The 14,587-nt window shown below is 54.9% G+C and carries 10 protein-coding genes and 1 pseudogene; 4 read left to right on the top strand and 7 right to left on the bottom strand.

Annotated elements, in window-relative coordinates:
* The first annotated feature begins 6 nt into the window (after positions 1–6).
* Positions 7–1,092 (top strand): 3-isopropylmalate dehydrogenase, encoded by a 1,086-nt coding sequence (gene leuB, locus NK55_RS04845; protein WP_024124669.1) that lies wholly within the window; start codon positions 7–9, stop codon positions 1,090–1,092.
* A 571-nt stretch (positions 1,093–1,663) separates the two neighbouring features.
* Here leuB and cydB read toward each other — a convergent pair.
* From cydB to NK55_RS04825, 4 genes and pseudogenes are all read right to left on the bottom strand, one after another.
* Positions 1,664–2,676: pseudogene (gene cydB / locus NK55_RS04840) on the bottom strand (cytochrome d ubiquinol oxidase subunit II).
* Between the two features lie 16 nt (positions 2,677–2,692).
* The gene (locus NK55_RS04835; protein ID WP_024124667.1) at positions 2,693–4,144 is read right to left on the bottom strand and encodes a cytochrome ubiquinol oxidase subunit I; all 1,452 of its coding nucleotides are present in this window, start codon (positions 4,142–4,144) and stop codon (positions 2,693–2,695) included.
* Between the two features lie 95 nt (positions 4,145–4,239).
* Positions 4,240–7,113, bottom strand: a complete 2,874-nt coding sequence (gcvP, locus tag NK55_RS04830; RefSeq protein ID WP_024124666.1) for an aminomethyl-transferring glycine dehydrogenase — start codon at positions 7,111–7,113, stop codon at positions 4,240–4,242.
* Positions 7,114–7,149: 36 nt separating this feature from the next.
* Positions 7,150–7,788: a class I SAM-dependent methyltransferase gene (locus NK55_RS04825; protein WP_024124665.1), complete on the bottom strand. Its 639-nt coding sequence runs from the start codon at positions 7,786–7,788 to the stop codon at positions 7,150–7,152.
* A gap of 147 nt (positions 7,789–7,935) precedes the next feature.
* Here NK55_RS04825 and NK55_RS04820 point away from each other — a divergent pair, with 147 nt between their 5' ends.
* The 3 genes from NK55_RS04820 (at position 7,936) to ctpA (ending at position 11,554) form a co-directional block, all read left to right on the top strand.
* Positions 7,936–9,387 carry a TolC family protein gene (locus tag NK55_RS04820; RefSeq protein ID WP_024124664.1) on the top strand — a complete coding sequence of 484 codons (1,452 nt, stop codon included), beginning with the start codon at positions 7,936–7,938 and terminating at the stop codon, positions 9,385–9,387.
* On the top strand, positions 9,387–10,250 hold the full coding sequence (truB, locus tag NK55_RS04815) for a tRNA pseudouridine(55) synthase TruB (protein ID WP_024124663.1): 864 nt from the start codon (positions 9,387–9,389) through the stop codon (positions 10,248–10,250). Before NK55_RS04820 ends, truB begins: the two co-directional genes overlap by 1 nt.
* Before the next feature lie 65 nt (positions 10,251–10,315).
* On the top strand, positions 10,316–11,554 hold the full coding sequence (gene ctpA, locus NK55_RS04810) for a carboxyl-terminal processing protease CtpA (protein ID WP_024124662.1): 1,239 nt from the start codon (positions 10,316–10,318) through the stop codon (positions 11,552–11,554).
* Here ctpA and gor read toward each other — a convergent pair.
* Genes gor through NK55_RS04795 form a run of 3 tightly spaced genes read right to left on the bottom strand, consistent with a single transcriptional unit; the run spans position 11,541 to position 14,581 of the window.
* A complete protein-coding gene (gene gor / locus NK55_RS04805) occupies positions 11,541–12,926 on the bottom strand; it encodes a glutathione-disulfide reductase (protein WP_024124661.1) in 1,386 nt (461 codons plus the stop codon). The two genes, ctpA and gor, sit on opposite strands and share 14 nt — an antisense overlap.
* A 41-nt stretch (positions 12,927–12,967) precedes the next feature.
* Positions 12,968–14,284: a permease gene (locus tag NK55_RS04800; protein ID WP_024124660.1), complete on the bottom strand. Its 1,317-nt coding sequence runs from the start codon at positions 14,282–14,284 to the stop codon at positions 12,968–12,970.
* A gap of 54 nt (positions 14,285–14,338) precedes the next feature.
* Positions 14,339–14,581, bottom strand: coding sequence for a thioredoxin family protein (locus tag NK55_RS04795; protein ID WP_024124659.1), 243 nt, complete (start codon positions 14,579–14,581; stop codon positions 14,339–14,341).
* Positions 14,582–14,587: the final 6 nt, after the last annotated feature.

Genomic DNA, 14,587 nt, shown 5'->3' with positions numbered 1-14,587 from the left:
ACAGGCATGGCAACCACCTATCGCATTGCTGTTTTGGCCGGGGATGGTATTGGTCCAGAAATTACGGCTGTTGCCCTTGAGGTGTTGCGGGCGATCGCCCCTCGCTTTGAACTGAACTTTGACTTTGTTCCTGCCCTTGTGGGGGGCTGCGCCATTGATGCTATGGGGGAACCCTTGCCAGCAGCAACGCTGGAAACCTGTCGTCAAAGTGATGCCGTGCTTTTAGCTGCCATTGGCGGAACCCAGTGGGATAGCCTACCCCGTCATCTGCGCCCGGAAACAGGATTACTTGCCCTGCGATCTGGCCTAGGTTTATTTGCCAACTTACGCCCCGCCCAAATGTTTCCCCAACTGCTCCATGCCTCCTCCCTCAAGCCGGAAGTGATTGCCGGTGTGGATCTCATGGTTGTGCGCGAACTGACGGGTGGCATTTACTTTGGTCAACCGCGCGGTATTTTCACCACCGAAACGGGTGAGCAGCGAGGGGTGAATACGATGGCCTATACCGCCACGGAAATTGATCGCATTGGCCGTGTTGCTTTTGAAACCGCTCGCAAACGGCAGGGCAAACTCTGCTCTGTGGATAAGGCCAATGTCCTTGAAGTTTCCCAACTGTGGCGCGATCGCCTGACGGCCCTCAGTGCTGAGTACCCGGATGTGGAACTAACGCACCTTTATGTGGACAATGCCGCAATGCAACTGGTGCGCGCCCCAAAACAGTTTGACACGATTGTGACCAGTAACCTCTTTGGTGATATTCTCTCCGATATTGCTGCCATGCTCACCGGCAGTATTGGCATGCTTCCCTCCGCCAGCCTAGGGGAATCGGGGCCGGGTCTGTTTGAACCGGTTCATGGCTCGGCCCCCGACATTGCCGGCCAAGACAAAGCCAACCCCCTCGCCATGGTGCTCAGTGCGGCAATGATGCTGCGTTATGGTCTGAACCAACCAGCGGCAGCGCAGGCGATCGCAGAGGCAATTACTGCCGTTTTAGATCAAGGCTACCGCACTGGCGATTTAATGTCAGAGGGCTGCACGCTTGTGGGCTGTCGCGAAATGGGCAACCTCCTAATCAAGGAGTTGACCCAATAAACTAGTGTAAACTAGCTTTTAAACTAGCTTTTAAACTAGCTTTGATCCAGTTTGAAACTAGCCATTAGACTACATAACATTTCGCCACAGGGAGCGTTGGCGCGTCTCTGCTCGGCCCTTAGGAGCGTTTAGCCCGCGGTGACCTGAATGTGAAATTATCAAAGCTGGAGAGACTGGTTGAGCCCTTTCTAGGCTATTTCCATTTTTTTGTGATTATTTCATTGATAGCTATTCCAACAAAGAATGAGACGTTATCCAGCACCCTAATTGGCGAATCACCTCATCAATAGAACGGTTTGACCCTGCATCCATCCGCCCTCACTTCAGTCCCCTAAAGTCTTCCTCAATCACGTTAAAAATCACGTTAAATCAGGAGAGTAACCCCCCGTAACCCGCTGCTTTCACCACTGCCTGAATCATCCCTTTCGGATGAATCGGTACCTTTCATCATCAACAGCGCAGGTTTCCCTAATGCCGGCAAACAATACTGCCTCAGCCAGCTCACAAAGCCGGGCGCTCAAATACCCAGAAAACTGCATCGGCTGTTTTAATCGGTATTGCCTGACAAGACCTAGGCCACCACTTTGCCACGGAACACCAAATAATTGTAGAGATTGTAGGCCAGCATAATCGGAATTAAGAAGGCCACAAAAATCAACATAAAGACTTGGGCACTAGGAGATGCTGAAGCTTCGTAAATGGTGACGTTGGGAGGAATAATGTTGGGAAAAATAACAAACCCCAAACCAATAAATGAGAGGAGAAACAGGAGAAATGTCCAAACTAAGGGCATGATTTCTTCACGCTTTTGTAAGCTACGCAGCAGTAGAAAAATCAGCAAGATACCCAGAACTGGAATTGCAGCAAAAATGTAGAACAGGGGAGGCTGAAACAGTTGGGCACGCAAGTGCTCATGGAAAATGGGGGCACTAATGGTAATCAACACAGCACCGATAAACGTTGTCCAGGCTGCAATTGTGGCTGTGCGGTAGTGGGTTTGCTGCAACTCACCTGTGGTTTTGTAAATCAGATAGGTTGACCCAATCAGCACATAGCCCTGAATCAGTGTCAGTGCCACCAACACGGAGTGCCATGTCAACCAATCCCACATGCTGCCGGCAAAGTGACCCGCAGCATCGACTTTGATGCCCTCAAACACGGTGCCCACTGCAAAGCCCTGCCCCAAGGCCGCCAGGAAACTGCCAATGCCAAAGGCAAGGTTCCACACCCGTTTATTATTGGCATTTTCGCGAAATTCAAAGGAGACTGCCCGCAAAATCAGCCCTACCACCATAATCACTGCCGGCAGGTAAAGGGCATTGAGAATGGTGGCATAGGCCAAAGGGAAGGCACCAAATAGGGAGCCACCCATCAGCACTAGCCATGTCTCATTGGCATCCCAAACATTGCCAAGGCTGGTCATGAGGATATTGCGGCGGCGTTCATCGCTACTGGTGAGGGAGAGAATGCCAATGCCAAGGTCAAACCCATCCAGTAGAATGTAGAGAAACAGAAAAAGACCAAGGATAAAAACCACGCCTGAGGCAGAAAGTGCTCTAGGGGGGCAAGGGGATTGGTTTCCATGGGAATTTCCATTTCCTTATTGCTGGGGTTCTAGGGGACGGCGATCGGGTTGGTGGTGGGCCAATTTGATGCGAATTTCCAGTTCTTCCGCATTGGCTTGGCCGGGTACTGGTAAAGCAACGTTGGGGCCTTTTTGGATGATGCGACTGCCAAAGAAAAGAGCCGCAAAGAAGAAAATGGTGTAGAGGGCAACTAAGCCGCTGAGGGAAAAGAGCACCACTTGGGGGGGTAAATCGGAAGCGGCTTCAGCTGTTCGCAGCTGACCATAGACAATCCACGGTTGACGCCCGACACAGCGCACAATCCAGCCCGCTTCGACCGCAAGGTACCCCAAGGGCCCCGCAAAAATCCAGCCCCACCAGAGCCATTTGTAATTGCGCAGGCGATCGCCCTCAAGACCCGTGCGCCACCAAACAAAAATCGTGACAATTGCCAGGGCAGCGAGGTACAGACCAATGGCCACCATCAGTCGAAAGGAATAGTAAATCAGGCCAACCAGGTGGGGGCGATCGCTGGGTGCCCACTCCTTCAAGCCGAGAATGGGGGCGTCTAACTTGGGCTTCAGTTCCAGTAGATAGCTCAACAGAGCAGGGAGCTTCACTTCAAAGGTATTGATTTCTGCCGCCTCGTTGGGTAAGGCAATCACACTCCAGTCTGCGGGGGTACCCGCTGGCACAGTTTCCCAGAGGGCCTCCATGGCGGCTAATTTGGCTGGTTGGTAGTGATAGACCTGCTCAGCACTGAGGTGGCCGACAAACACCTGTAGAGGGGCAATCACCAAGGCCATGACCAACACCACCTTCAGGGATTTGGTAAAGAAATTGGGCAGGCGGTTTTGCAGCAAATACCAAGCACTAATGCCACCAATCACAAAAAGCGATGTTTCAAGGGTGGCAAAGAACATGTGGGCAAAACTCTTGACCATGAAGGGGTTGGCGATCGCTTGGAAGTAGTCCTGAACACGGAATTTACCCTCGACAAACACGCCCCCGGCAGGGGTCTGGAGCCATGAGTTGGCCGAGAGAATCCAGAAGGTAGAGAGGTTGGCACCAAAGGCAACACAGATGGTCGAAATCCAGTGCATCACCGGGGGTACCCGTTGCCAGCCAAAAATCATAATGCCCAAGAAGCTGGCTTCCAGCATGAAGGCCATGGTGGCCTCAAAGCCCAAAACGGTACCAAAGAAGTCCCCTACGGATTCAGAGAAGGGCGCCCAGTTCAGGCCAAACTGAAAGGCCATTGGCAACCCCGAAGCCACGCCAATGCCAAAGTTGAGGACATATAGCTTTGACCAAAAGCGAGCATGGTGATAGTAGGTCAGGTTCTTGGTTTTCAGCCACAGCCCCTCAATGATGACCAGATAAATACTCATGCCCGTCGTCAAGACTGGCCAGAGCATATGGAAAATGGCCGTGAGGGCAAACTGCCAACGGGAGAGAACAACGGTATCGAGGCTATCCAGTGTCATAAAACCACCTAGGGGTTGACCTGCCTTACTTTTAGCAATCCCTTTTTGGCTTCGACAAGGCGAATCGGCAACCGCCGCAAAAATTTCAGCTTTGCTTAAGATTGGGGTGCCCTGATGGGTACTGAGCAACTACACACCAGATGGCGATCGCCATAGGCATTGTCAATACGGGCGACCGCTGGCCAGAATTTGTACTCCCGCAGCCAAGGGGCAGGGTAGGCGGCCGCCTGCCGCGAGTAGGGGTAGGGCCATGGCTCTGTGGCCAGCATCAGCGCTGGATGGGGGGCGTTTTTCAGGGGGTTTTGCTGGCGATCGCTCACCCCGGCCTCAATTTCAGCAATTTCTGCACGAATGGCAATCATCGCCTCACAGAAGCGATCCAATTCCGCCTTGGTTTCACTCTCTGTGGGTTCAATCATCAGCGTGCCGGGGACCGGCCAAGAGACAGTGGGAGCATGGAAGCCGTAGTCCATTAACCGCTTGGCAATATCCTCCACCTCAATCCCCGCTGATTTTTTCAGGGGCCGCAGATCAAGAATACACTCGTGGGCCACCAAGCCGTGGGCACCTTTGTAGAGAATGGGATAGTAGGGTTCCAGGCGTTTGGCAATGTAGTTGGCATTGAGGATGGCGATCGCCGTGGCTTGCGTCAACCCCACCCCCCCCATCAGGGTGATATACATCCATGAAATCGGCAAAATACTGGCACTGCCCCAAGGGGCTGCGGTCACTGGGCCAATTTCTGATCCTTGGGGAATCACCTGTGTTGTCGGTAAGAAGGGCGCTAAGTGGGCTTTCACCCCGATCGGGCCGACCCCGGGTCCACCACCCCCGTGGGGAATGCAGAAGGTTTTGTGGAGATTTAAATGGCAAACATCGGCACCAAAGTCCCCTGGACGGCACAGCCCTACTTGGGCATTCATATTGGCACCATCCATGTAAACTTGCCCACCGTAGCGATGGATGATGTTGCAGATTTGGCCAATTCCCGCTTCAAAGACGCCATGGGTGGAGGGATAGGTCATCATCAAGGCCGCTAGGCGATCGCCATAGGCCTCAGCCTTGGCCGCCAGATCTGCCACGTCAATGTTGCCTTGGGGATCGCAATTGACGGCCACGACTTCCATGCCAGCCATCACGGCACTGGCGGGGTTGGTGCCATGGGCAGAGGTGGGAATGAGACAGACATTGCGCTGACTTTCGCCGCGACTGTGGTGGTACTGACGGATCACCAAGAGTCCCGCATACTCCCCTTGGGAGCCGGCATTGGGTTGCAGGGAAATGGCATCAAAGCCTGTAATTTCCGCCAGCATTGCCGCCAGTTCCCGAAAGAGCTGCTGATATCCCTGAGCCTGTTCTTGGGGAGCAAAGGGATGGAGCTGATTAAATTCTGGCCAACTGATGGGCAGCATTTCAGCCGTGGCATTCAGCTTCATCGTGCAGGAGCCAAGGGGAATCATTGAGGTCGTGAGGGACAGATCCTTGGCCTGAAGGCGATGAATGTAGCGCAGCAGCGCGTGTTCGCTGTGGTAGTCCTGAAAGACCGGGTGCTGGAGATAAGGGGATTGACGTTTCAGGCTTGACGGCAGGCGATCGCCCCCTTCAACTTCAGCAGGACTGGCGCCAAAGAGGGCCAGTAAATCCGCCACATCTTTCTCGGTGGTGGTCTCATCGAGGCTGATGCCCACACTGCCATCGTCAAAGTAGCGCAGGTTGATTTGTGCCGCTGCTGCCCGCTCCTTGAGCACCTGCACTGGCAGGTTTCCCAAGCCAATGCGCAGGGTGTCAAAAAATTCACAATAGTAGAGTTGATAGCCCGCTGCTTCTAGGCCTGCTGCCAATTTCACTCCCTGTTGATGGATGCGCTTGGCGATTTGCCGCAGCCCATCGGCTCCGTGATAAACGGCATACATACTGGCAACAACCGCCAGAAGAACTTGGGCGGTGCAAATGTTACTGGTAGCCTTTTCGCGACGGATGTGCTGCTCGCGGGTTTGCAAGGCAAGGCGCAGGGCTTTTTGACCCAGAGCATCGTGGGAAACCCCCACTAGGCGCCCTGGCAACTGCCGCTTAAATTCTTCACGGGTGGCAAAGAAGGCGGCATGGGGACCCCCATACCCCAAGGGCACCCCAAAGCGCTGCGAACTACCCACGGCAATATCTGCCCCCAATTCCCCCGGCGGCTGCAACAGGGTCAAGGCCAGCAAATCCGTGGCCACGGTCACCAGAAGTCCCCGTTCATGGGCAGCGGCAATCAGGGCTTGGGGCGATCGCACGGCGCCATCGCTAGCAGGATATTGCAAGAGGAGGCCAAAGGCATTCTCCCAGGGCAATTCACTGGCGATCGTTGGGTCAATGGGCACAATCTGGATGCCAAGGGGTAGGGCACGGGTACGCAGAACGGCAAGGGTTTGGGGATGGCAATCCTGGGCCACCAAGAAGCAGTTGGCGCCCTTTTGACGGCAGGCATTGAAGCTCAGGGTCATAGCTTCGGCGGCAGCCGTGGCCTCATCGAGGAGGGAGGCATTGGCAATGGCCAAGCCCGTCAGATCGCTCACAAGGGTTTGAAAGTTAAGGAGGGCTTCCAGGCGTCCTTGGGCAATTTCCGCTTGGTAGGGGGTGTACTGGGTGTACCAGCCGGGGTTTTCAAGAATGTTGCGCTGAATCACGGGAGGCGTAATGCAGTTGTAGTAGCCCATGCCGATGTAGCTGCGCCAAACTTGGTTTTGTTGGGCAAGGGTGCGTAATTTTTGCAGGGCTGCCGTTTCACTCAGGCCCTCACCGAGGGCAAGAGGGCGTTGCAAGCGAATCTCCGGCGGAATGACGGCATTGATGAGTTCCTTGAGGCTGCCATACCCCAACAGGGTCAACATTTGCGGTAGATCGCTGGGCGTAATGCCAATGTGCCGCGCTACAAATTCGGCAGCGGTCTCTAAGTTAATCTCCAGTTGGGGCGGTGAGCTTACCATCGCTATCGCACTCGTGTTCTAAGTCGTTCATATATCTTAATCGTTCGCGCAGGGTTTGCGGCCATGGAGAACCTGTAAACTGTGTCCTAAGTAGTAAGTCTGCCGCTCCACAGTGAAGCCCTGTCGCCGTAGCTGCTCAGCTAGGTCTGTTTGCAGCAGTTGCCAAGCGGTTTCCGTTTCAAAGAGCCAAAAAAAGAGAGCAATCCCCGGCCAAAGGAGGGGCACCTGGGGACGGTGAAAATCCATGAGGGCAAACCAGCCACCGGGCTTGAGAATCCGCCACGCTTCCGCCAAGATGGCATTCAGTTGGGCTGCGGTCATTTCGTGGAGCGCCATACTGGTGTGTACCAGATCAAAGGTGGCATCGGCAAAGGGCATCTTCTCAGCAAAGGCCTGTACATAGGTGGCTTGGGGTACCCGCTCTCGGGCGCGGGCGATCGCCTTTGGGGAGGCATCCAATCCTGTAACCTGATCAAAGGCCTGAGTTAAGGCTTGAGTCACAATGCCGTGGGCACAGCACAGATCTAAAACCACAGCAGTGCGGGGTAAATTCAAATCTTGCCAAGCAAGGCGATGCAGGCGATCGCTCCCCCCAACTGCTATGGCGGCAAGGGTGCTAATGGTGTCGTAGAGCCAAGGATATTGATAGCTCCAAGTGCGTAGGATGGTTGCCACAGTGCTTAATCCAGCCTTGAGTTGCCTGGAGTGTGAACCAATTGAGTGTCAGTGTACCGCCTTTCGGGAAACGATTCCTTTGAAAAGGACTGTTATAGTCTTATGTGGTAGCGAGAATCCCTAATTGTAACGGTGTGGGGAGTGAGCATGGGTCAACAATTCATCTGCCAGCAAAGCAGTCTGCTCCTGGGCAGTCTGGCCAGTGTTTGGATCGCGATGGCGGCGGGCGCGATCGCCCAACCCAATCCGAGGGCGACAGAGCTCTTGCCCCTCAATCCCAATCCCGATCCCCTCTATCTCCCCAGTCATCCCGCTCAAGTGAAAATTGATTTGGAGCGCCCCATTACCCTCAACGAAGCGCTTGAACTCGCTCGGCGGAATAATCGCCAACTGCAAATTATTGAGGCGCAACTCCAACAAAGTCGGGCAGTGCTGCGCCAAGCGGAGGCTGCTCTCTATCCCAGTATTTCCCTGCAATTGGGGATTAGTCGCACGGATTCAGCGGCGATTCGCCTGCAAAATGCCCAACTGCCGCCGCCGCTGCGGGTAAATTCCACTAGCAACACGTGGACCAGCACCGTGCAACTGGGCTACAACCTTTTCACCTCTGGGCAGCGGGATGCCAGTATCAAAGCGGCCCAGGAACAGGTGCGCAATGCTGAGCTGGATCTTCAGCGGCAATTGGAACAACTGCGTCAGGATGTTACCAATGCCTACTACAACATTCAACAGGCGGAAGCGCTGGTGCGCATTGGCGAAGCAGCAGTGCAAAACTCGCAAATTAGCCTGCGGGATGCGATCGCCCGCGAGCGCGCTGGCCTAGGCACACAATTTGACGTCCTTACAGCACAGGTGCAACTGGCCAATAACCAGCAGCAATTGGTGCAAGCCCAAAGCCAACTGCAAACGGCTCAACGCCAACTGGCACAGGTGCTCAGCCTCAATGACAAGGTTAATGTGCGCGCCGCTGACCCAATTCGGGTGGTCGGGGAATGGCAGCTTTCCCTGGAGGAGAGTATTGCCTTGGCCTTTCGAAATCGTGTGGAGTTGGAACAGCAACTGACGCAACGGAATGCGGCACTACAGCAACGACGGGTTGCCCTGGCAAACCTAGGCCCGCAGTTGGTGGCTGGGGGAAGTTTTAACACCCTGGATAGCCTCACCGATGGGGTCGGGCCCCGTTGGGGATATACGGTGGGTGGTCAACTGAACCTCACCCTCTTTGATGGGGGAGTCTCCCGTGCCAGTGCCGCCCAGCAGGAAAGGGCTGCTGCGATCGCTGAGGCCCAGTATGCCGCCTTTCGCAACTTAATTCGCTTCCAAGTGGAGCAGGCCTACTACACCCTCAAATCCAGTCAGGAAAATATCCGCACCAATGAAGCGGCGGTACGCCAAGCCACGGAGAGACTGCGCCTGGCTCGTCTGCGCTTCCAAGCAGGGATTGGCACCCAAGCGGAGGTGAGCAATGCCGAAACCGCTCTGATTCAAGCCCAGAGCAACCTGTTGAGTTCAACCCTTGACTACAACCGGGCGATCGCTGCCCTGCAACGCTTTGTCAGTGGGTTACCCTTGAGTTCTGCAACAACTGCAACCCCTTGATGTTTGGTTTTTTAAATCTGAATAAACCTGCTGGCTGCACGTCCCACGACTGTATTAATGAACTGCGGCGGCGGCTGCGGCTTAAACGGATTGGCCACGGGGGCACATTGGATCCGATGGCCACTGGGGTACTGCCGATCGCCCTTGGGGCCGCAACGCGACTTCTGCCCTATCTCAGCGATCGCAAGGCCTACATTGGCACGGTGCGCTTTGGGATTACCACCACCACCGATGACATTACGGGGGAAATTTGCCAAGAACAGGTGGCCAGTCACCTGACGCTCGCAGCCATCCAAGAACAGCTCCCTCAATTTATGGGTGAAATTGAGCAATTGCCCCCTGCCTACAGTGCGATTCAAGTGGCTGGCCAGCGGCTCTATGCCCGTGCCCGGGCGGGTGAGGTAGTGAGCGTTCCGCCGCGTATCGTGACTGTGTACCGCATCGAGGTCTTGGATTGGCAACCGGGTCGTCATCCTGAACTCACCCTGCACATTATCTGTGGCAGGGGCACCTATATTCGCGCCCTTGCCCGCGATTTGGGGGCTGCACTGGGGGTGGGTGGCACCCTGGCAGCCCTGCAACGGATTGAAAGCAGCGGCCTGCGGATTGAGGAGAGCCATTGCCTAGAAAGCATTGCCCCAGAACATTTACCCCTGTGCTCGCCCCAAGCGGTTCTCTCGCATCTGCCGTGGCTTGAACTCAATGCAGCACAACTCAATGACTGGTACCATGGCCGCGCCGTGATTTGTGAGGGGCTGCCGCCGGCGGAGAGTGTTGTGGGCGTCACCTTTGCCACTGCCTGTGTCGGCATTGGCATCAGTGGGGGCGATCGCCTGCATCCCAAGGTAGTGCTCAAGGAGTAGCCGTGCCTGCCTAGGGATTTTTCTAGTGCTAGCTTAAGAGAAAGAAGCAATCAGCAGGTGAAGGAATGGGGGTTCGTTGGCTGCAACGTCTCATTTGTTGTTTGGTTGTCCTCGTGGGGGTCTGGGGCATTTTCCCCACTGACTCGGCGATCGCCCTGACGGAAGAACAAAAACTCTTTAATGAGGCCTGGCGTATTGTTAACCAAGCCTATGTCGATCCCACCTTTAATGGTCAAAACTGGTGGCTAGTGCGCGAAAAAGCCCTAAAGCATTCCCTGCGCGATCGCGAGGCGACCTACGCTGCCATTCAAGGAATGCTGGCCACCCTTGAGGATCCCTTCACCCGATTCCTGCGGCCTGAACAGTTTCGCAGCCTACAAACCACCACTGCGGGTGAACTCATCGGCGTTGGCTTGCAAATTAGCACTGACCCTGAGACCGGTGTCCTTGAAGTGATTGCTCCCATTGATGGCTCTCCCGCTGCCCAAGCCGGTATTCAACCCCGCGATCGCATTCTTGCCATTGATGGTGTGCCCACCCCCAAACTGAGCCTTGACGAGGCCGCCGAAAGGATGCGGGGGACGGCGGGTTCTGCGGTTCACCTATTGCTGCAGCGGGGCAATGAAGCCCCTCAGGAATTGATCCTGCACCGGGGACACATTGAGATTAATCCGGTCACGGCTGAGGTTCGCCAAGTGCAGGGGCACACCGTTGGCTATATTCGCCTCAGCCAGTTCAGTGCTATGGCCCCCACAGAAATGCGCAAAGCCATTCAAATGCTAGAGCAGCAGGGAGCTGAGGCGTACATTCTTGATCTGCGCAATAATCCGGGGGGACTGTTGCAGGCGGGAGTAGAAATTGCCCAGTTGTGGTTGGACTCGGGGGTAATTGTCTATACCGTCGATCGCCAAGGGATTATTGATAGCCTCAATGCCAGTGGGGGCGCTCTCACCGATGATCCGCTAGTTGTCCTTGTAAATAGCGGCACAGCCAGTGCCAGTGAGATTTTGGCCGGTGCCCTCCAGGATCATGGGCGCGCTCGACTGGTGGGCGATCGCACCTATGGCAAGGGCTCGATTCAGTCCCTTTTTAGCCTGAGTGATGGCTCTGGCCTCGCTGTGACGATTGCCCACTACGAAACCCCCAATCACCACAACATCAACAAAGTAGGGATTGAGCCAGATCGGCGGGTGCTCGATGCCCCAGAGAGTCTGATGGCCATGGGTACCGCAGCAGATCCCCAATATCTGGCGGCCCTAGAGTTGCTCCACAGTCCCATCCAAGTGGCCACTAGCGCAGGGTAACAAACTCCTCAGCAGTAGAGGGGTGAATGCCAATGGTGGCATCAAAGTCTTTCTTGGTGGCGCCCATTTTGAGGGCGATCGCGATCCCTTGAATAATTTCAGCCGCATTATCCCCCACCATGTGGGCCCCCAGCACCCGCTCCGTATTCTTCTCCACCACCAATTTGACGATCACCTGTTCAGGGCGCCCCGTGAGGCTGTGGTACATGGGCCGAAAGGCCGTGCGGTAGATTTTCACATTCTCATCCCCCAATTTCGCCTTGGCTTGCGCCTCCGAAAGCCCCACAGAAGCTGCCTCCGGCTGGGAAAACACCGCTGAGGGAATATTCTCATAGCTTAAGGTGCGGGGTAGATTGCCAAATTGGGTATCGGCAAAGGCGCGTCCTTCAGCAATGGCTACGGGGGTGAGATTGACGCGGTTGGTGCAGTCGCCCACAGCAAAAATATGCTCTTGATTGGTGCGGTAGTATTCATCCACCCCAATGGCCACAATTCCTTGGCTATTGGTTCTTAGGTGAACTCCCGCCTGATCGAGGCCTAGCCCCTGCAAATTGGGAGCGCGCCCCACGGCACACAGCACCGTATCAACTTTGGTTTCACAGGTTTGCCCCTGCTGTTCGTAGTAAATGCGGATATTACCCTTCTTAGTGAGCTTCAAGCCAGTAATGTGGCACTGGGGACGCACATCAATGCCGTGGCGGATCATTCCTCCATAGACGCCATCTTGAATGTCTTGATCAAAACCCCGCAGGGGGCGATCGCCCCGCAGAAAGTGAATTACCTCCGTCCCTAGCCCCTGCAGGATGCCAGCAAACTCAACACTGATGTAGCCGCCGCCAAGGATGGCCATGCGCTTTGGCTGCTTGGGCAACAAAAACATCTCCCGCGAGGTAATGCTGTGTTCAATTCCCGGCACATTGGGTTTAATGGCTTCGCCGCCAACGGCAATCAGGATTTTTGCTGCTGTCACCCGCCCCTGTACCTGTCCTTGGCGATCCACCAGTTCTAGGGTGTGGGGGTCAGCAAAGCGGGCAAAAAAGGGCAACAGTTCAACACCTGCTTTTTCCAAATAGCTAATGTGCAGTTGACTGAGCCGATTCACCTCCTGATCCACCGCACGGATCAGGCGTTCCCAATTGAGTTTTGCCTTAACGGGGCGCCAGCCATAGCCGACAGCGTCTTCAAAGAGGCGGCTAAACTTGGAGCCATAGACCATGAGCTTTTTGGGGACACAACCCCGAATCACACAGGTGCCGCCCACTTTATCCCCTTCGGCGATGGCCACCCTAGCCCCGTAGGAAGCTGCCCGCTTTGAGGCTGCCAAGCCACCGGAGCCGGCACCAATCACCAGTAGGTCATAGTCGTAGCTCATCTTCACACCTCAAGATTTAGCTTCACTCTCGCAAATCTGTTTTAGGGCGAAAGGGCGCCATAAGCAATCCCGCTCAAGGTCGCCATCAGCACCACCAACGCCGTATAGGTCAGGGTTTTGCGCCAGCCCATGATCTGACGCAGAACCAGTATATTGGGCAGGGATAGAGCTGGACCGGCCAGTAGCAGTGCCAGTGCAGGACCTTGTCCCATGCCATTGGCTAAAAGACCTTGCAAAATCGGAACTTCGGTTAGGGTGGCAAAGTACATGAGTGCGCCGGAGAGGGCTGCCAAGAAATTGGCAACAATCGAATTGCCCCCTACAGCCGTTGTAATCCACTGACTAGGAATGAGGGCCTCACTGCCCGGACGGCCTAAGAGGAAACCTGCTATGAGCACTCCCAACAGTAGCAGGGGTAAAATTTGTTGTGCATACTCCCAACTGGACTCAAACCAAGCCCTCGCTTCCTTCTGACCAGTACTGGTCAGCCAACTGATGCCAACAATGCCGGCACTAAAGGGCACTAGCGGCGAGGCCGCAAATCGCCATGCGAGTACGGCGGTGACAGCGATCGCCAGAAGTACCTTCGCTGGGCTGACGTGGTACCACACCACCAGCAGACCGCTCAAAATAAGAGCCAACAGACCCGTGAGCCACCATTTGCCAAGAGCGATGGTCTGCCAGGGCGAGGCATCGGTTGTTGGTTGCACCCAGTTGGCAAAGACCAGTATGCCCACCAGTACTCCCAGGAGGGTGGCCTGCTGCCATAGGGGACGCCTTGGCTCGTTCCTGCTAACGGTGGCCGTATTTACGGCTGCTCCACTGATCGGGGTAGGAAAGAGAGCCTGCATCAGCAGGCCAATCACAACACTAAAGGCGATCGCCCCGATTGCCCGCGCAAGCCCCAGCGAGAGACCTAAGACCCGTGCAGTCAGGATAATTGCCAACACATTAATGGCGGGACCAGAATACAAAAAGGCAATAGCAGGCCCCAAACCCGCTCCTCGCCGGTAGATACTGGCAAACAATGGCAAGACTGTACAGGAGCACACCGCTAAAATCGTACCTGATACCGCTGCCACACCATAGGCTACCATCTTGGGGGCCTCTGCCCCTAGATACTTCATGATGGCCTCTTGACTCAGGAAAACAGCGATCGCCCCTGCAATAAAGAAGGCCGGAACCAAGCACAGCAGAACATGCTCCTGGGCATACCAGCGCACCAGATAGAGAGCACTCCAAAAAGCCCCCTGCAGGCGCTGCCACTGCTGTAGTGATTCAACGGGTAAGTAAAAACACACCAAAAACCCGCCAATCGTCACCAATAGTGACTTCCATTGCCCCTGCCAAAATGCCATTGCTTTCTTCTTTCTCAGTTCTAATGGGCACTCTCTTTCTTTCTGACTTGCATGTTAATGAGGCAGAAAAGCAATGATCTCTTGGGTATCCAACACGCTGCCTTGGGAGACCACTTGTCCGTTAATCCGTAGTGCAGGGGTTCGCATGACACCAGAGTCGGCGATCGCTAAAGGGTCGGTAATATGATTAACCTGAGCAGTTAAATTGAGCTGTTCCAGAGCTGCCCGCGCATTGGCCTCTAGTTGGTGGCATTTTTTACATCCTGTCCCCAGAATATCAACGATTAACTCCGCCATAGCTCA

Origin of the sequence: Thermosynechococcus sp. NK55a, assembly GCF_000505665.1 — a bacterium.
Classification (GTDB): Bacteria; Cyanobacteriota; Cyanobacteriia; order Thermosynechococcales; family Thermosynechococcaceae; genus Thermosynechococcus.
This window is presented reverse-complemented; position numbering and strand designations above follow the sequence as displayed.